The following is an 18,771-nucleotide window of genomic DNA, read 5'->3' on the forward strand; positions in this document are numbered from 1 at the left end:
AAATAATAATTATTAAATACAAAAATACATTACTTTAAAAATTAAATAACAGTATTTTAATTTTTAAAGTTATTTTTAAATAAATATTTTCAACTGACACCAATAATAAATTACTGTAAATTTCAACTAGTTGCTATTTAAAATTTTTTATATTCAAAAATTCGAATATAAAAAAAGTACTTGTAAAAGTACTTTTTTTATATTTTGTCTATTTTTTGAAAATTTTCACTTACATATTTTGTATATAAATCAAAAAAATTAATGTCCTATTTTTTATATTTAGCTTTGTTTTCTTGTTGTCTTGCACTTCCTTTGTCGCAACAAGGACATTGTTTTGACATACACACTTGACAACCTATACATTTTAAACAACTTTGACACCCATGGAATGAACCGCTACACACTCTACAAGTGTAGCAGTTATGTGCTCCACCAGGACAACAAACATCACTAGATGATTGATTACTTTGTTTTGGTAATGGCATACTTATACCCCCTTGTGTATAGAAATATTATACCCAATTGTTAGCTCACTAGCAATGTTAGAGGACGCTTTTTGATTTGAAGCATAGCCGCCATTCAACCAATATAAAGAATTGCACCTAATATTATTGCTGAAACAAATGGTATTCAAGGTAATGACGGTAAAGCAATTAATACAGAGAATCTCGCTCATACAAAGGATTGTATAAACTTTCAAACCCCAATTGATGCTATAAATGCAAAGATGTAGCTTATTGCAGCTCCGCTTACATATTTACCCATAACCATTCAATTTATTTGACCATTTGTATAACCAAGTGATCTCATAATTGTAATAACATTTATAGAGTCAGTAATAATAATGTTCATAATCACTATCAATAATATTATTAACAATACAACGTCAATTAATATATACATCAACATTGAATTAGTCATTTTCCCCAGGAATTGGTCAATAACCGATTTTAATATTGGTAATGTAATGACTGATGGGCTTGTTATTAATAAAGTGTTTTTTGGCCCTTCAGGAATTCCTCCAACTTTCGGAGCTAATACGTCTGCTAATCATGGAGAATTTTCTTCTGATGCAATTGCATATGTATCTCTTGAATATTTAAATGAATTCATAGAACTTGCAATATCAGTTAAATCAATTTTTCCATCACTTGCTACTTTTGAACTTATCATTGTATTGAATAAGGGAATTTCACTTTCATCTTGATCTGATCCGTTTATGAATTTCATAGTAGTTCAATAATCAGCATAAATATCTTGCATTAATGTGTCATTTGCGTTAATCGCAGCAACTTTAATGGGTAATACAATTGATTTACCAATATTAATTTTGAATGTGTCTCCAATTTCTTTATCTAAAACTTTTGAAAGCCTATAAGAAATAATTGCATTCACATATTCTTTATTTTCTTCTGTTAGCGATTGCATTTGAGACTCACTAACAGAGTCTAAATTGACAACACTTCTTACGTTTCCACCCATTTTTTCACTTGTATCAATTAATTTAATTGAAGCTTTTTCGATATCCACATCACTATTATTCTTTACATAATATGGCAATACAGTTTGGAATGCTTCTTTGTTACCATTAAATAATATTTCATTAACACTTATCAATGAATTTATTCCACTCTCCATTTTCATAAATGTACTTAATAAAGTTAAAAAGTGCTTGCTTGTAGGTAGTGAAATATTGTTTGCATAATTACTATTAAAACTTTCTTCTGCTTCATTTTGCATTAGTTTATTTAAATAAATTTTAAAACTTTCAACATCATTACAACTCCCTGTATAAGAACCTAACTTAGAATTACCCAGTGACAATGGAGAAACACAAGCCAATTTTCCAAAGTCATTTAAGAATAGTCCGCTCATATCTATTGGTTTCACCTTTAAAATTGAGCTATCAGGAATTTCTGAAGGTCATTTTATCTTTGTATAATCAACATTTTGATCAACACTTTTATCTAAAGGTGCTATCAAAGCAGCTGCATATAGCATCATTGATATTTCAGCTTTATTAGTTTCTCAATAACTTGTGTTTTTAGCCTCATCTCTTGCTTTTGCAATGACATTCATATATTTTGAAAAATTATTTGTGTATTCATAATCTTTGTTATTTTCTCTTACATATTTTTCAACTTCTTGATCATTTATATTTGTAAATTTAACATCATAGTTAGATTTTCTAAAATCTTTAACTATTTTTCCATTTTTTTGAGTTAATGGATTTATATTAGATAAATTATAAGTATGATTTACTTCTTTGGTGTATATGTTATAACCACCTTCAATCATATTTTTTATTACAGGCATAGCTCTTAATTGTAATGTAAATAAGAATGAACTAAAAATAAATAATCCCATAATTAATGCAAATTTACCTTTTCCTGCAGAAACAAATGCGTGCTGCATTCTAAAATTAAATCCTTTATTTCTACTTTTTAGAATTTTTAAAACCATTCAATTAATGAACGAATAAATAAGTGCTGGGAAGAATACAATTTTTAAAGCCAAAACAATGTAGTCGGCTTTTGATTTTTTAGGACCAACAGTCAATAGAGATAATGCCCCTTCATTTAAGAATTTAAATATAATCAAGTAACTTAATCCAGCAAATAAAATTGGAACAATTAAAATAAGAATAAATAAGAATAATGGATTTGAATATATTGTTTGATAATCAAAACTCACAAATGTGTTAAATTGTTTTGTTGCTGAATCTATTTGGAATGGAAAAGATAAAATATAACCTATCCCTATTCCAACAATCATTGTTAAAAATGTTTTTACAGAAAAGACTCATGTTAATTCTTGTGTTTTATAACCAAGAGACTTGAATACCCCTAGTTGTTTTCTTGTATTATTTATTTCTTTTTTAAGAACAAATAATACAAACATAAATCCTAAAATAAATAAAATTGATCCAATAACAACATATATTCAAGTAATTATATATAAACTTGTTAGTTTATCAATTGTGGAGTGACTCTTCAAATCTCTAAATAAGTTTGTACCTGGAACAAAAATATTTACATCATTTGAACTTCCATCCACTTTTATAGTTTGAGAGAATAATTCGTTAATATCATAAAATTCATTTTTTGATATATAAAATTCTGAAGAGAATTTTAATTTAAAATCCCCTATGCCATTGAAATTGAATTCACTGCCCATAAATAATTTATTAAATGTATATTCTCCATCTTCATCTGTAAAGAATGAGTCATTTAAGAATATTTGGCCATAATCTTTTATAGAATCTCCAAATGAATTAAAACCATTAGGAGTAAGTGTTGAATATTTTAATCCAATACCTACAATAGTAAATTCACCGACTTTTTCTTCTCCTCAGTTATTTCCAAGCAGAACTTTATCTCCAATTGTTTTATTTTGGTTTTTTGCATAAGAATCACTTATAACTATTTCGTTATTTTCAGAAGGTAATCTTCCTTCTTGTAAAACTAAGTTGTTAATATCACTATTTTTTTTATCTACACCCTTTGTCAATGCCTTTGCATTAGAAACACTATATGTGAAGTGTTGGGTATTTGATAACGAACTTTTTTTCATATTGAAGCTCATCTTAATAAAAGTTTCATATTCAAATTTATTAGAGCTTTGGTTTTCTAGTTGATTTAAAATACATGCTACAACAAATGATTTTAAATCTCTATTTTCAAAACTACTTTCACTAGAAATCATTTTTTTAGCATTTGGTGTGAAAATATCTCCAACTTTAAAAGTTTTTTCTTCATTACCCACTTGAAGTTCTGTTCTTTCAACTTCATCTCCATTTTTAGAATATATTCAAATAAGTGATTGTATAGCACTTATTTTCTCTTCCAAAATCATTTGTTTTTTTTCTTCTTCAGGTAATGTTTCGTTTGGATATGATTCTTCTACAATTGCCTTTGCATATTCATCTAATAATGCTTCAATACCTGAAGTTAATCATCGACCATCAACTTTTGGTAGAACAAATTCAATTCCTTCATAGTTAAATTTGATTTCCTTATTATTTAAAATATATTCTTCTACAAAAGTGTCATCTAAATAACCATTACCTTCTCATTGTTGCTGTCATAAATTGGTTTGCTTTTTAACTCCAGTTGATTTTAGAGACAACTGTAATGGAGTTGAAAGCATACCAAAAATAAGCATTGTAAAGATCATTAAAAAAACTATTGTTCCCAAAGTCTCTACTCAGGCCTTAATAAAGGCTTTCATATAAGATTTAAAAATATTTTTCATTTTTTATTCCTTTCTAATTAAAAATATTAAAAAAATGAAAAACTCGGAGGACAATTCCCCTTTAACTCCTCTATTAAAAAATCACTTTTAGCAATAGCTATTCTGTTCTTTTGAATTAAATCATAAGCATGAAATTGTTTCATTTTTAAATTATAAATATAAAGCGTAAATGCTTTAACTTTTGTTAAACTTGATTCTAAAAAATTTATTAATTTAATGAAAATAAATTGTAGCTTCATAATCATTTTTTTAACGTAAATTTTTTTCAGTTTTGTATCCTTAATTAATTTAAGTATTCCAAAAATTATTGTTACACTAATGAATTCCATTAAAACAAAAGTAATTAAAGATCAAACCAATTTTCTTATTATAAATACTTTACTCATTTCCAAAGGGTCTTTTGAACCCTCAGAAATCATATATACAAAAATAACAAAAACAGAGACACCAAGCACCAAATAAGTTGTTGGATTTAAATCTAATTTTATTGTTTTTATTAAATCATTGAACAATTTATTATTAACCTGATTTAATTTAATTTTTTTAATATAATTGAGTGTTGAAAAATAATTAATTAATTTATAAATATAGATAAACATTATAAAAAAACCTATATCAAATAATCCAAATGTTAATAAATAATTTGATATTTTAAGATTGTTGGTCAAACAAATTTTAATAAGTACCATAGAGGAAAAAATAGACAATAAAACTATTATTAGATTTATTACCATATAAAAAAAAGTTCTATTTTTGGTGTTTTTAACTGATAAATTCATTTTATTTTCCTCCAAACTTAAAATATTATATCTCATCAAGAATAAAAAAATGATTCTAAAAGAATCATTTTTAATTATTCTATACCAATAATGAATGAGTAAACTTCTTGACGTCCATCTATCACTTCGTACTCAACATCATGGTTTTCATCTAAGTATTTACGTAGATCGTTAATATCTTTAAATGATGCATCTTGACCTGTAAAGATTGTTAAAATTTCAGTTTTTGATGTAATGAATTTTGACAATGATTTAGTAAAGACATCATTTAAAGTTTTAGTTGAAATTGTAATTTTTTTGTCAGCGGTCATCATGTATTCACCAGTTTTGATGTTTACACCTTCGATTGTAGCGTCTCTTGCTGCTTTGTTAATTGAAACTGAAACAACATTTTTAAGTGCCTTAGAAATGTTTGCCTCATTTTTCTTAGGACTTTCATCAGTATCTAAGTTTAGATATGCAGTAATTCCTTGAGGAATAGTTTTTGTTTCTATAACAACCACTTTAGACATTTTTTCTAAGTCTTTAGCTTGTTTTGCAGCTAATAATACGTTTGAGTCATTTGGGAATATATAAACTGTTTTAGCATCAGCTGATTCAATGGCTTTTATAAAGTCCTTTGTTGATGGGTTCATTTTTGAACCACCATCAATAACGTAGTCTACACTCAATTCATTTTTGAAGTAGTCTTCCATACCTTTTGATCTAACAACAGCAATTGTTGCAACTTCATTTTTCAATGTACGTTGTTTTTGAGCTGTTGATCTTGCTCCAGAATCATCTGCAGTGTTAGCCACATGTTTGTCTGCTTGTAAAGTCATGTTTTCTACTTTAATTGTTTTGAATTCTCCAAATTGTTGTAAATATGATAATACTTGTCCAGGCATTAATGCGTGAGTGTGTATTTTTAAAATATCAGCATCCACTACAGCAACAATTGATGTATTTCCATATTGTTCAAATGTATTTCTTACCGTGTCAACTTCTAGTTTATCAATGTAATCGTCATTAAGCATAACAATGGCTTCTGTACAGTAACCAAATTCATCCTCAATGGCCATTTCAATATTAGCCCCTGTATTTTCTTCGAGTTTTTTTAATTTAGCAATTGGTTTTAGTTTTTGAATAAAATATTGCATTCCTTCAAGGAACTTAACCAAACCATATCCTCCACTATCAACAACGCCCACTTCTTTAAGAGCTGGTAGTAATTCTGGAGTTCTTTCTAGTGATGCATTCGCAGCCACAATTAATTTATCTCAGAAATCATCTGGAGATAAATCTTCTGTAATAGAGCAGACAAATTCACTTGTTTCACGAATAACAGTTAGAATAGTTCCTTCAACTGGCTTCATAACAGCTGCATAAGCAACCTCTTTAGCTTTTGAGAAAGAATCCTTTCAGGTATCTAAATCCAAATTTTCTTTGCCTTTCATTCCATTTGAAAAACCTTTGATAATTTGAGAGAAGATAACACCAGAGTTTCCTCTAGCTCCCATTATTAGACCTCTAGAAAATTTGGCCATTAATGTACCTACATCTTCAAAGTCTTCATTTTCAATTTCAGCAAATCCATTGGTACAAGTTAAATTCATGTTAGTTCCTGTATCACCATCTGGTACAGGGAAAACATTTAACTTATCTATGTGTGGATAATTATTATATAAATTATTAACCCCACTTGTTATCATACCTTTTAAAATTTGTGCATCTTTCATAGTATTGTCACCCTCTAAACTATATTGTTTCTTTATATTTTAAATAAAAAATAATAAAAAATTGCAAATATCTATTTGCCAGATCATAAGTCAATGCCTATAAATATATATTGTTCTAAAGAACAATAAGGTCATCTACAGCAACATCAACAATATAATTTCGCACGAATTGAGAAAGTTTCTCTAACTCATACTTTACGCGTATTTGAACTTCCTTGACAACGTCACGAATATTAACTCCATTGATTAAAATCACATGCACTTTTACTCTATCTGTAGTATCAGCTGAAGTTAATTCAACTGCCTTTGAAATATCTTGAGTTTTTAATTCAGAAGCTGATTTAGCTGCAAAATTAGCAAATGATGCAACCCCAGGAACAGTAACTATAGCTTCTGCTATTGAATCTAAAATATTTTGTTCTACCATAAAGAACCTCCATAAAAGTAATAAGTGTTTGCTATCTAATTCAGGGTAATACGTAATCATGATGTCACGTTTCAAACTAGTACAAAATTATTTTACACTATAAGTTTTAATTTTTAAACTAATAAGGTGTAAAAGTTTCATTATTTATAGGTAATATTTTAAATATCTTCTTGTATTTTAGAATTAATTATTATATTATTTATAAGTCCGAGGTGAAAAATATGGCAAGAAAAGACGGTTTAACAGGTAAAGGTCCTTTGTCAGGTAATTCAAGATCACATGCTATGAATGCCAGCAAAAGAAAATGAAACCTTAACTTACAGAAAGTTCAAGTTATGGATGAAAATGGAAAAGTTATGACTTTAAAAGTTTCAGCCAGAACACTTAGAACTTTGAAAAAGAACAACCAGTTAGCAAAATAAACTACAATAAATCAAGAAACTTCTCTAAGTTTCTTTTTTTTATATATAATTATTATTGGTAATGCCCTCTTGGCGGAATTGGTAGACGCAGCAGACTCAAAATCTGCCGAGAAATCGTATCGGTTCGACTCCGATAGAGGGCACCAGATTGAAAATAAAAAGCAGATTACATAAGTAATCTGCTTTTTATTTTGTCATTATAATCATAGCTTCTTCTTTTAAGTTTATTTTAGGATTTACATATGAAATAAATTGATTTGAATAAGCAAACGAGTTATAAGCTTTTAATTCAACTTCATTTACCTCATATTTCATATCTTCAATAGTAATTATATTGTCTTTTAAACTGAATAAAGAAACGTATGTGTAATCTTGAAAGTTATTGAATTCAATTTCGTTTTGACCCTTTTTTAACTTAAATATGACAGATTCATCATTTATTATTTTAATTTCGTGTTTAAAAATATATTCAATAATAGTTAAATTCATATCATATCTTTTTGATGGGTTAACAACCATTGTTATTTTTTTAAAACCTCTTGCTTTTAATTCTTCAATTACAGCAATTCCATCCAAAAAGTCCTTTTCTGGATTTAATTTATTAAATTCTTTACTATTATTTTTTATTAGTTTCAATTCTTCTTCTGTTACTTGGTCAAAGTCAGCCATTGATAAGTCTATGTTTATGTTCTTTTCAATAAGATCCAAACAACCTCGTTCAACACCTACAATTAAATAACTATTTTCAAATGCTTTTAAGTTAACATTGGTTTTTGAAATAACTATTAAGGCTTTATCCTTCAATTTTTGATACTCTTTCTTCTAAATCTTTTACATTTGAACCAACCAAATAACTTCCAGCAACTATCATGTCAACCCCGGCTTCTTGAACAAGTTTTAAAGTTTTTTCGTTTATACCCCCATCAACTTGAATAAGAAATGAATAATTATTCATTTCCCTAATCTCTTTTAATGAAGAAATTTTTGTCAATGAATTTTCTATAAATTTTTGTCCACCAAAACCAGGTTTAACACTCATAACAAGGATATTTTGAATATATTTAAGATATTTTTTAATACTTGAAACCTCTGTTTCTGGATTAATGGAAAGAGATGCCTTAATTTTTCTTGACTTGCAGAAATTAATAAATTCTTCAATTTGTGTTTCGCTTAAAGCTTCATAATGCATTGTTATTTGTTCAACATTTTTTAATAGAAAGGGTTCTAAATATTCTTCTATACTTAAATCAACAACTTTAACCATTAAATGAAGATCCATTTTAAAACTATATTCATTTACTATGTCAGAAAGTATTTTTGGACCAAAAGATAGATTTGGAACAAAGTTATAGTCCATAACATCATAGTGAATTCATTCTATCTTAGCTTTTTTAAGCTTATCTAAATCTTCTTTTAAATTAAGAAAGTTTGCAGTAAGAATACTTGGAGCTACTATAAATTTTTTCATTAATATTTTCTCCTTTTTGATTGTTCTTCGATTTCTAATTGAACCTTCACATAGTCGTTATAAATAAAATCTGGGAAGACATTTTTTTTATAAGCTTCTATAACACCACACCCAGGTGTGTTGTTTATGTGTAAACAATTATTAAATTTACAATTTATATCCTTAAAGAATTGCATACTCAAAGCTATTTCTTCTGCAGTTATTTCTTTATATTCAAAAGACGAAAAACCTGGCGTATCGCCAATAAGTGCACCTTTATACATAAATAATTCGTTTTTGGTTGTTGTATGTTTACCTCGATTTAAAGCTTTTGAAATTTCCTGAGTTTTTTCAAATAAGTCTGGAATTATATGATTTAAAGTGGTTGATTTTCCGGCACCGGTTTGACCAGTAAAAACAGATGTCTTTTGTTCCAAACTCTTTAAAAAAGACATTCATTCCTCATCTGTTTCAATCATATTGTTAATCAAATAACATTCATAACCTAAACTTTTATAAGCTTTTGCTTTAATTAATTCCTCATCTTTTTTTTCTGTTAAATCAACTTTTGTAAAAGCTAGAACCGGCTTTATTCCAAGGGATTCTACAAAAAAAAGATATTTATTTAGAGTATATGTATTTAATATTGGTTCTCTTAGAGAAGTTATTATAACTACTTGATCAATGTTTGCTATTCTTGGTCTATATAGTTCATTTTTTCTTTCCAATATATTTGTAAGAGAACCCTTAAGGTTATCTTTATCTATTATCTCAAATTCAACATAGTCTCCAGTTGTTGGTTTCTGATTGCTATGTCTTATTTTTCCAGTCGCCTTACATTCATATAAATTATCTTCAAATAGAACATAAGCATATTCACTAAGTATTTTTAAGATTATTCCTTTATTCATATTAAAGCACCATAACCAATACTAGAGCTATTATCAGAGATAAAAATATGATTGAGAACACTAAAAAGAACTTTGTTCTTGCTGTTCTTGGAAGTTTATCATATGCCGTTCCAACCCTCAATGTTCTTGGACCTTCATTCATCATTAAAGTTACTTTTTTATGATAAATATATGGTTTAACATTATCTGTTGATTTAACTTTTAAAAGTTCCTTTTTTACCTCATCAACAGATTCGTGTCTGTGTCCAGGTTCTTTTTCGATCATTTTTAGTATTAAATTCTCTAAACTTTGAGGTATGGCCGGATTTATTAATCTAGGACTAGTAGGGGTCTCTTTTAAATGTTTTGCAGCAATCTTGTTTGCTTCTTTTGCTATAAAAGGTGCAGTTCCTGTTGCAAATTCATACAACATTATCCCTAGTGAATATATATCACTTTGTGGCGAAGGAGATTGGGCTGCAATAATTTCTGGAGGCATGTATTTCGGTGTACCTATCGCTTTATTGGTTTCTGTAGAGAAACCCTCCATTACAGATATACCAAAATCTCCTAATTTAACTTCTCCAGATTGAGTAAGTAAAACATTATCTGGTTTTATATCTCTATGAATTATTTTAGATTTATGAGCCTCTGATAATGCGTCACATATTTTTGAGAAATAATATTTGAGTTCTTTTAGAGTCATTGAGCCAAATTCTTGAAACTTATCCTTTAAAGTACCACCTTCAACACACTCCAAAATAATAAATCATTCTTGTCCTTGTTGAATAATATCAAAAAGTTTTACCACATTAGGATTTGATCCCAACTTTGCAAAAGCCTCTTTTTCTATTTCAAACCTTTCTTGCCCAACTGGTTTAATTACAATTTCTGGAGCAACAACTTTTACAGCAACAATTGTTTTTGTAAATAAGTCATAAGCTTTAAAAACGGATGCCATTCCACCCTTACCAAGTTGATTAATAACTTCGTATCGATCATTTATAAGTGATCCAGATTCATAATTACTCATTTTTTTGCTCCTTTAACAATAATATAATAACAAAAAAAGCAGAGTTAAATTACTCTGCTTCAATAATTAAAATTGATAAATTATCTGTTGATATGTTATCTTTTGCATCCTCAACGATTAGGTGGGCTTTATCTTTAAGTTTAACTTTTGCATTACCCAAAGTTGAAGCTGTAATTTCTTCATCCATATAATCGTGAACTCCATCGGTTGTTAACATATAGATTCCTTCTTGATTTTCAATAAAGTAAGTATCTATTCTTAAAGTTTTTTGTGGCCCTAAAGCACTTGTTAAAACTTTTCAGAAAGTAAAGTCATTGGCTTTTTCGTATACACCAGACATTTGAATATCTTTTCTTTCAGCTTCTGGTGTTGAATTTCATAAGTTTTGATCTTGTGTTACTTGAAATAATTCATCATTTACTAATTTATAAGTTCTTGAGTCTCCAACATTGATCACAAAACCACCAACACTAGTAAACAATATTGCTGTTAAAGTAGTTCCCATATCTCTTGTTTCAAATCTCTCATTTGAATATTCAACCATTTCAGTTAAAATGTTGTTAACGCAGCTTCTTAATCATCTATTTACTTCTTTTTGATTAAATTTCGTCAAATCAGTTTCATTAAAATACTCAATAAATTTTTCTACAGCAATTTTTGATGCAACCTCTCCATAGGCGTGACCACCCATCCCATCACAAACTACCCCAAGAGCTTCTCCTGTTTTTTTTGTTGCAAAATCAAGATTATCTTGGTTTGATTTTCTATAATTACCTATATCAGTAAGCATTGCACTTTTAAATTTCATTTTTTAAGACACCTTCCCTTTTGGCTCTCAATTGACCACAAGCCGCATCAATATCTGCTCCGAATTCTTTTCTAACTATTGCATTAATACCTTGCTTTTTAAGAATTTTGAAAAATTCATCAATTCTTGTAGATTTTTTATAAGGATTCTCTTCTACTTCGTTATAAGGAATTAAGTTTACATATCCATTGATTCCTCTAATTATTTTTGCCAACTCATTTGCATGTTCTGGTTTGTCATTTAAATTATCAATTAAAATATATTCAAACGTCACTCTTCTATTTGTTTGATCAACATAATATCTAACAGCATCCAATAGTTTCTCTATTGGAAACGCCCTGTTAATTGGCATCATTTGATTTCTAACCTCATTATTTGAAGCGTGTAAAGATATAGCTAAATTAATTTGAGTTTTTAAATCTGCAAATTCCTTAATCTTTGGAACAATACCACAAGTAGATATTGTTATATGTCTTGCCCCTATTTCAAATCCTCTTTTATCATTTACAATTTTTACAAAATTAAGTACATTATCATAATTATCGAAAGGTTCTCCAATACCCATTACAACGATATGGCTAACCCTAGCCCTTTTGTTGTCTGGATCATTTTTATACTTTTCTTTCAAAAATAAATTCATTGTGTATATTTGTCTAACTATTTCATCAGTTGAAAGATTTCTTTCTGTTTTAATTAAGCCAGATGCACAGAATTTACAAGCCATTTTACAACCAACCTGTGTTGTAACACAAACTGATTGTCCGTATTTTTGTGGCATAAGAACGGTTTCTATGGTTTTTTTATCGTCAAGCATAAATAATATTTTGATAGTTCCATCTTTTGATTCTTCAGTAACCAAATCTTTAAGTAAGTTTGTTGTAAATCTTTGAGATAAAAACTCTCTCATCTCTTTACTTAGGTTAGTCATATTTTCAAAGTTGGTCTCCATCTTAATATAGACTCAATCATATATTTGTTTTGCTGCAAATTTTTTGAATCCATTTTCAGCAAGAATATATTCCAGTTCTTCAATTGTGTATCTAAATATACTTGTTTGTTCCATAAAAATTAACTCCAAAATATATTTTATCACACTATAATTGTTTAATTAATAGTCTTATTTTTATTTTCCCCTTTTTTATAAGTTTTCTTAAGAATAAAGAAAACAAACAAAGAAACCCCTAAGGTTATTGGTATCAATATTAAAGGCAAAACTTTTGAGAGATCGTACATATTTTTATTTTCAGTTTTTTCTTCATTATTTTCCACTTCTTTCTTAGAATTAATTTTTACAATAAGATATTCTCCTGTATTTCTAAGCACTTCTATGTAACCATCTTTTTGCGGATCTAATAAAATAAATCTATATCCATTTTGCATTTCTTCTAAAATTATATTGGAATCATAATTTTTAATTTCATGAGAAGATTTGTCAATTTCCATGAAATCTTCAAAAATCTCTAATTCAGTTTTAAATATTTCGTTAACTACAAAAATTTTTATCTTGGTTACAAAATTTCTATACTCTATGTTTAGTATATATTCTCCAGAATAAACAGAGCTAAATGATATTCTTTCTTTATTTCTAGAAAACATTAAGTTTTCAGAATTAGAACTTAATTTAATCTCATTACTTTCTAGACTTTCAAAATTTGTTAACTCAACAAACCCTATTTTTTCATTTTCTATAATTGAAACATCTTTGTTTAATAAGACTTCTGCAAAATTTTCTTCTACAATTATTTTTACTCTTACTTCTTGTTTTGTTAAATCTGACATAACAATTATTTCAAAAGTTCCAACTTCAGATGAGTTTACCCATAAATTATTTTTAATTATTTTAGCTTTAACATTTGGATTTCTATTTACAACAAAAATATCTGAATAATTTTCTGAAAATATTTTAACAAAAGCATCATTACCTCTTTTTGTTTTAATCAAAGTGTCTTCTAAATCAAAACTTCCCAAGTCTCTCAATACTTCAATATTAATACACTTTTTATAAACGGCATCTATCGAATCTAACTCCAGAAATCCTCCCCCCATGTCTAAAGCTTTAATTTTTAATACACCTGAACCCTCGTTTATAACTTGGATATTGTTACTACTTGTTATTTTTATGTTTCTAAATTTTTTGTAATTAAAAATAAATAAATCTTCAGAAGTTTCCTTTCTTAAAACAATATTATCTAAGGATGTTTTTATCTCTTTATAAATTAAATCATCTCCCAAAATAGAACCTTGGTTTAAAATTCTCAAGTTGTCTACTTGATAATTTTTATTTGTAGTTGAAAATGCAATTTCATTTCAATTAGACATAGTTACATACTCAGAACTTTTTTGATATGTATGAGAGATATATACTTTAAATATCAAAACGCCTCCAAGTGGTTTTTTGAAAATATATTTGAAAATGCAGTTCTTTTTTGAATTAAAATTTTTAATTGCATTTGAGTTCTCTAAATCATTTTTATCAAAATGCAATTTGCTTTTATCTATTTTATATCTTTCAGATATAAAATAGATAATTTTTTTATGATTCTCTTCAAGATTTTCCAACCTACTCTCATATTGTAAATTTATATAATCATCTTCACCATTGAATCCTTTACCCTCAAAAATTACTTTAATATTTCCCAAAACCAATTTTGTTCCATCGTAAATATCAACAGAACCGATATATTTATCATTTGTAAAATAATTATCGTTATAAAGATAGTTGACAGACACGTTATATGAAGAATTATTTTCAACACCCACATGCGAAAAGAAACTCTCATCATTTTTTAACTCTACAGCCAATCTTTCTTTTGTAATTGAATAATTGTTTTTAGTTTTCATCTTATGAATGTAGTCTTTTGGTTCTGAATCTTTAAAAGCATTTTTTCTAGAAGAAAAATTTGATTCTACATTTTTTATTATTAATCCCCCATATAAAATTTGACCCAATCTTCTGTTATTAGAGTTTTTGACTAATATATTTTTATCAATTAAAACTTCTTCAATAATTTCTCCACTTATTTTGATTCCCTTATTTTCATTAATATATTGCTTTTCAAATTTTAAATTTAACTTTGTAAAAATGAAAATGTCATTCCATTCATCATGATAACTATACTCTTTTTCTATTTCCTTGTAGGCTTGCCTTTTGTCTAACTTGATAGAAAATCCGAAAGTTTCTTTAGATAAATTAGGATTTGTTGAAACTGAAGTCTTTTTATTACCTCTAGAATCTCTTTCTACAATATTTGTAAAATCTAATTTAAGATCAGAATCAAATCAATAATCTTCCATATCTTCAAGTTGTAGTTCTTTTAATGAAATGAATTTTTCTATTGAAGATGTATAAACTTCAGAATCCACTCTTTGATCAACATTAATACTTGCATCTTTATAATTTAAACTTTTTATTAAATAAAATGGTGATTTTTGTAAATGATTTTCCTGAATAATGAAGTCTCCATTAAAAGCATTTATAACATCTTGATTGATAACAATATTTGCCCCCGAACTTAATCCAGAAATTAAAAATAATAGTTTAAGAATTTTTAACATATATTCCTCCTCTATTTGTTTATCGACAAAAAAAAGAAAAAATGAAAAAACTAAAGTTTTTTCATTTTACATATATAAAATCCATCATTGTCAAATTCTTTTCCAAAAAAAACTCTTTCATAAACTTTTTCTAAATCATCATGCTTGGTTAAAAATCTTTCTACTTGATCTTCATTTTCTTTCTTGTTAATTGTGCATGTTGAGTATAAAAGTTCAGATTCACTCTCTAAACATTTGTAGGCTTTTTCTAAAAGTTTTTCTTGTAAAATTAATAAATCATTTTCTTCTTTCTCAGAACGTTTTTTTAACTTAATTTCTGGTTTTTGTCTTATAACTCCATAACCAGAGCAAGGTGCATCTAATAAAATGTAATTATATTTCTTTTCTTCAATTTCTAAAGCATCTAAACATTTTAAATTTACATTTTTTATTCCAAGTCTTAAAATATTTTCTTCTATTAATCTTATTTTATTTTCTTGAATTTCATATGCATCAATTTTTCCTGTATTGTTCATTATTTGCGCAAGGTGCGTTAGTTTTCCTCCCGGAGCAGAACACATATCCAATACTTTAGTATCTTTTTTAGGGTTTAATATATACGATGCAAAACCGCTTGTTTGGTCTTGAATAGTTACAAATCCGTTTTTAAAAATTTCTTCACTTACTATATTTTTATCTGTTAAATAAAAATAATCTACCAAACCAGATTTAGTTAAATTATATTTATCAAGATACTTACTTTCAAACTCCTGTTGATCAATTTTGAGTGTGTTTAGTCTTAAACTGATTTTACTTTCTTGATTAGATTGTTTTACAAAATCAATTGCAGAATCTTTTGAATATTCCTTTTCAATTTTTTTAAATAACCAAAAAGGAAAACCATTTTCAAGAGGAAAAACGTTTTGACTATTTTTTATATCTACTTCTCACAAATTTTCATTGACCAATAATTTTGAAACTTTGTTCACTAATCCAGATAAATTTACATTGATTTCTTTTGCTATCTCAACAGCTTCATTTATTACGTAATAAGGTTTTGACCTTAAAAATTTGATTTGATATAAATTCATTCAAAGAAGTATTTGAATTTTAAAATCTGTTTTATCCTGATTTATAACTTTATTTACAACATATTCTAAATAAATTTTGTATTGAATTGTTCCGTATACTAATTTAAAAATAAAAGCTATGTCTTCTTTTGACATAGCTTCCTTTTTTATAAGATTGTTAAGTAATTTATTTGAGAACTTATTATTTATAAATACTTCAAATAATATATTTAACGCTTCTTTTCTTGGGTTCATTATTTTTTAAATTCTTTTTGTTCAATACTAAAGAAGTTAACATCTATCATGAAGTGTTCAACAATTGTTTCAATAAACTCTGAATTATCAAGAATATTTAAATCTTCACTTGCTAATACGTGTGCATAAGTTTTATCAGTTAACAATTCAACTAAATAGTTTTTGAAATCAAAACTTGGATCAATTGAATCTCCACCAACTTTTTTAACATTTTCTCTTCAGTTGTTTACAAAGAATTCGTATTGATCAGTTACAATTTCAGCTACTTTTGTTTTTAATTTAAAGTATTTACTTGTTGAAGGATCAACACTTAATGTGTTTTCTTTTGCTAAAACCTCTTTAACTTTTGCCACTGCATTTTCAACACTATCAATTTCAATAATGTATTGATATTTGTGTTTTAAAGGAATTTCTAATAAAGCTTTGTCTAATCTTTGTTTAATTATTTCTTCTTTTTCAGTACCACGTTTTCTTAATCTTTGTTCCAATGCCTTTAAGCTTGGTGGCATTAAGAATATTGAAACTAAATTCTCTGGTTTTTCTTTTTTAAGAACTTGAGTTGCCCCAATTACTTCAATTTCTAAAATAACATTTTCACCATTTGCAATTTTGTCATAAACAGTTTTTCTTGGTGTACCATAGTAGTTGTCAATAAATTCAGCATGCTCGATTAATTCATTGTGTTGAATAGCATCTTTGAATGCATCTTTGTCAACGAAAAAGTAATTTACACCATCCACTTCTCCTGGTCTTGGTGCACGAGTTGTCATAGAAATAGATTGTACTAAGTTCAATGATTTATCTTGTGCTAATTCTTTGTTAATTGTCCCTTTACCAACACCTGAAGGTCCTGATAAAATGATTATTTTACCTTGTTTGTTCATTTTCTAGCTCTCCTTTTCATTTCTAAGAATATATAAATGCTTATTTTTAAAATCTTTATATTTTAATACATTCAAAAACGCTATTTCTGACATATCAAGTTGCATTTCTGATTCCATTATTAATATACCATAATTATTTAATAATTCTTTTTCATAAATATATTTAAAGAATTCATAATAATATTCCACCTTTGCAAATGGTGGGTCAAAAAATATTAAATCCACTTTTTTATTTGAATTACTTAAGTAATCTAGCATTCTTTTATAATCGAGATTAAAAAGTTCATATTCGTCTTTTCCCAATCCCCTAAAGTTTTCTTTAATAACTTCTAATGCAGGTTTATGGTGGTCATTTACATAAGCAAAGCCAATACCTCTAGATAAGGCTTCTAAGGAAAGTGCCCCGCTTCCTCCAAATAAGTCTAAACAAACTTTATTTTCAAATACAAAGTAGTTGTTTAAAACATTGAACATGTCCTCTTTAACTCTTGTAATTGTAGGTCTGGTATTCATACCCTCCAATGTAACTAATTTTCTTCCTCTAAAACGACCACTTATAACTCTCATTTTAATATTTCCTTTGCATTTATATTATACAAAAAAATAATTAATATATAATCAATGTTGAGGTATAGATTTATGAAATTAGATTTAGCAAAAGACTTATTACAAAATGAGATTCCAACTAATAAATGACTTTGAAAAGATACTCAACCAGAGGTCATTAGAAACAAATCTGTTGATGTTGAATTACCATTGAACAAAGAAAATGAACTAGTAATGAATAAATTAATTGACTTTGTAAGATATAGTCAAGATCCAAGTTTGAATAAGAAAGAAAATGAAGACTATTTAAGACCCGCAGTTGGTCTTGCAGCTCCTCAAATTGGAAGCAATACAAATATGTTCTTTGCAAGATTTGAATGAGATATTGAAGGAAATGATGTTGAAGAGTTTGCCATGGTTAATGCAAAGATTGTAGCAAAAAGTGATCAAATAGGTTGTTTGAGTGATGGTGAGGGTTGTTTGAGTGTGGACAAAGACCATAAAGGTATAGTTCCTAGAAGTTATAAAATACAAGTTAAGGGTTATGACTGATTAACAAAAGAAGAAGTTGATTTAACTTTAAGAGGATACCACGCAATTGTCTTCCAGCACGAATTAGAGCACAACCAAGGACAACTTTACTATGACAGAATCAATGAACAAGAGCCAAACTTTAAAGATGAAAGTTGAATAGTTATATAAGA

The 18,771-nt window shown here is 27.3% G+C and carries 17 protein-coding genes and 1 tRNA gene; 3 read left to right on the forward strand and 15 right to left on the reverse strand.

Annotation, left to right across the window (positions count from 1 at the left end; genetic code table 4):
- Positions 1 to 266: 266 nt before the first annotated feature.
- The 5 genes from SMONO_RS03390 to SMONO_RS03410 all read right to left on the reverse strand — a co-directional run bounded on the left by SMONO_RS03390 (position 267) and on the right by SMONO_RS03410 (position 7,178).
- A complete protein-coding gene (locus SMONO_RS03390; RefSeq protein WP_101780945.1) occupies positions 267 to 485 on the reverse strand; it encodes a hypothetical protein in 219 nt (72 codons plus the stop codon).
- Positions 486 to 525: 40 nt separating this feature from the next.
- A complete protein-coding gene (locus SMONO_RS03395; RefSeq protein ID WP_101780946.1) occupies positions 526 to 4,254 on the reverse strand; it encodes an ABC transporter permease in 3,729 nt (1,242 codons plus the stop codon).
- A gap of 26 nt (positions 4,255 to 4,280) precedes the next feature.
- Complete coding sequence (locus tag SMONO_RS03400) at positions 4,281 to 5,033, reverse strand: hypothetical protein (RefSeq protein ID WP_101780947.1); 753 nt, start codon at positions 5,031 to 5,033, stop codon at positions 4,281 to 4,283.
- Positions 5,034 to 5,107: 74 nt separating this feature from the next.
- Positions 5,108 to 6,751 carry a DAK2 domain-containing protein gene (locus tag SMONO_RS03405; protein WP_101780948.1) on the reverse strand — a complete coding sequence of 548 codons (1,644 nt, stop codon included), beginning with the start codon at positions 6,749 to 6,751 and terminating at the stop codon, positions 5,108 to 5,110.
- A gap of 115 nt (positions 6,752 to 6,866) precedes the next feature.
- Positions 6,867 to 7,178, reverse strand: a complete 312-nt coding sequence (locus SMONO_RS03410; protein ID WP_101780949.1) for an Asp23/Gls24 family envelope stress response protein — start codon at positions 7,176 to 7,178, stop codon at positions 6,867 to 6,869.
- A gap of 221 nt (positions 7,179 to 7,399) precedes the next feature.
- Between SMONO_RS03410 and rpmB the strand changes: the two genes are divergently transcribed.
- Both rpmB and SMONO_RS03420 read left to right on the forward strand, forming a co-directional pair.
- Positions 7,400 to 7,600 (forward strand): 50S ribosomal protein L28, encoded by a 201-nt coding sequence (gene rpmB, locus SMONO_RS03415; protein ID WP_101780950.1) that lies wholly within the window; start codon positions 7,400 to 7,402, stop codon positions 7,598 to 7,600.
- Between the two features lie 63 nt (positions 7,601 to 7,663).
- Positions 7,664 to 7,746 (forward strand) — tRNA-Leu (locus tag SMONO_RS03420).
- A gap of 40 nt (positions 7,747 to 7,786) precedes the next feature.
- Here SMONO_RS03420 and SMONO_RS03425 read toward each other — a convergent pair.
- From SMONO_RS03425 to rsmD, 10 genes are read right to left on the reverse strand one after another with little or no spacing between them, the layout of a single operon-like run.
- Positions 7,787 to 8,404 (reverse strand): thiamine diphosphokinase, encoded by a 618-nt coding sequence (locus SMONO_RS03425; RefSeq protein ID WP_101780951.1) that lies wholly within the window; start codon positions 8,402 to 8,404, stop codon positions 7,787 to 7,789.
- Positions 8,394 to 9,068: a ribulose-phosphate 3-epimerase gene (gene rpe / locus SMONO_RS03430; RefSeq protein ID WP_101780952.1), complete on the reverse strand. Its 675-nt coding sequence runs from the start codon at positions 9,066 to 9,068 to the stop codon at positions 8,394 to 8,396. Before rpe ends, SMONO_RS03425 begins: the two co-directional genes overlap by 11 nt.
- A complete protein-coding gene (rsgA, locus tag SMONO_RS03435) occupies positions 9,068 to 9,958 on the reverse strand; it encodes a ribosome small subunit-dependent GTPase A (protein WP_101780953.1) in 891 nt (296 codons plus the stop codon). The genes rpe and rsgA overlap by 1 nt, the downstream gene beginning before the upstream one ends.
- A 1-nt stretch (position 9,959) precedes the next feature.
- On the reverse strand, positions 9,960 to 10,970 hold the full coding sequence (locus tag SMONO_RS03440) for a serine/threonine-protein kinase (RefSeq protein WP_101780954.1): 1,011 nt from the start codon (positions 10,968 to 10,970) through the stop codon (positions 9,960 to 9,962).
- 49 nt (positions 10,971 to 11,019) lie between these two features.
- Positions 11,020 to 11,778: a PP2C family protein-serine/threonine phosphatase gene (locus tag SMONO_RS03445; RefSeq protein ID WP_101780955.1), complete on the reverse strand. Its 759-nt coding sequence runs from the start codon at positions 11,776 to 11,778 to the stop codon at positions 11,020 to 11,022.
- Positions 11,768 to 12,841, reverse strand: a complete 1,074-nt coding sequence (gene rlmN / locus SMONO_RS03450; RefSeq protein ID WP_101780956.1) for a dual-specificity RNA methyltransferase RlmN — start codon at positions 12,839 to 12,841, stop codon at positions 11,768 to 11,770. The genes SMONO_RS03445 and rlmN overlap by 11 nt, the downstream gene beginning before the upstream one ends.
- 41 nt (positions 12,842 to 12,882) lie before the next feature.
- The gene (locus tag SMONO_RS03455; protein ID WP_101780957.1) at positions 12,883 to 15,333 is read right to left on the reverse strand and encodes a hypothetical protein; all 2,451 of its coding nucleotides are present in this window, start codon (positions 15,331 to 15,333) and stop codon (positions 12,883 to 12,885) included.
- 50 nt (positions 15,334 to 15,383) lie between these two features.
- Positions 15,384 to 16,637 carry a 16S rRNA (cytosine(967)-C(5))-methyltransferase RsmB gene (rsmB, locus tag SMONO_RS03460; RefSeq protein ID WP_101780958.1) on the reverse strand — a complete coding sequence of 418 codons (1,254 nt, stop codon included), beginning with the start codon at positions 16,635 to 16,637 and terminating at the stop codon, positions 15,384 to 15,386.
- Complete coding sequence (gene gmk / locus SMONO_RS03465; protein WP_101780959.1) at positions 16,637 to 17,521, reverse strand: guanylate kinase; 885 nt, start codon at positions 17,519 to 17,521, stop codon at positions 16,637 to 16,639. Before gmk ends, rsmB begins: the two co-directional genes overlap by 1 nt.
- A gap of 3 nt (positions 17,522 to 17,524) precedes the next feature.
- Positions 17,525 to 18,088, reverse strand: coding sequence for a 16S rRNA (guanine(966)-N(2))-methyltransferase RsmD (rsmD, locus tag SMONO_RS03470; protein ID WP_101780960.1), 564 nt, complete (start codon positions 18,086 to 18,088; stop codon positions 17,525 to 17,527).
- Between the two features lie 72 nt (positions 18,089 to 18,160).
- On the opposite strand from rsmD, the gene def reads away from it, so the two are divergent.
- A complete protein-coding gene (gene def / locus SMONO_RS03475; protein WP_101780961.1) occupies positions 18,161 to 18,769 on the forward strand; it encodes a peptide deformylase in 609 nt (202 codons plus the stop codon).
- Positions 18,770 to 18,771 lie beyond the last annotated feature (2 nt).

The sequence above is a fragment of the Spiroplasma monobiae MQ-1 genome, assembly GCF_002865545.1.
Classification (GTDB): domain Bacteria; phylum Bacillota_I; class Bacilli_A; order Mycoplasmatales; family Mycoplasmataceae; genus Spiroplasma_A; species Spiroplasma_A monobiae.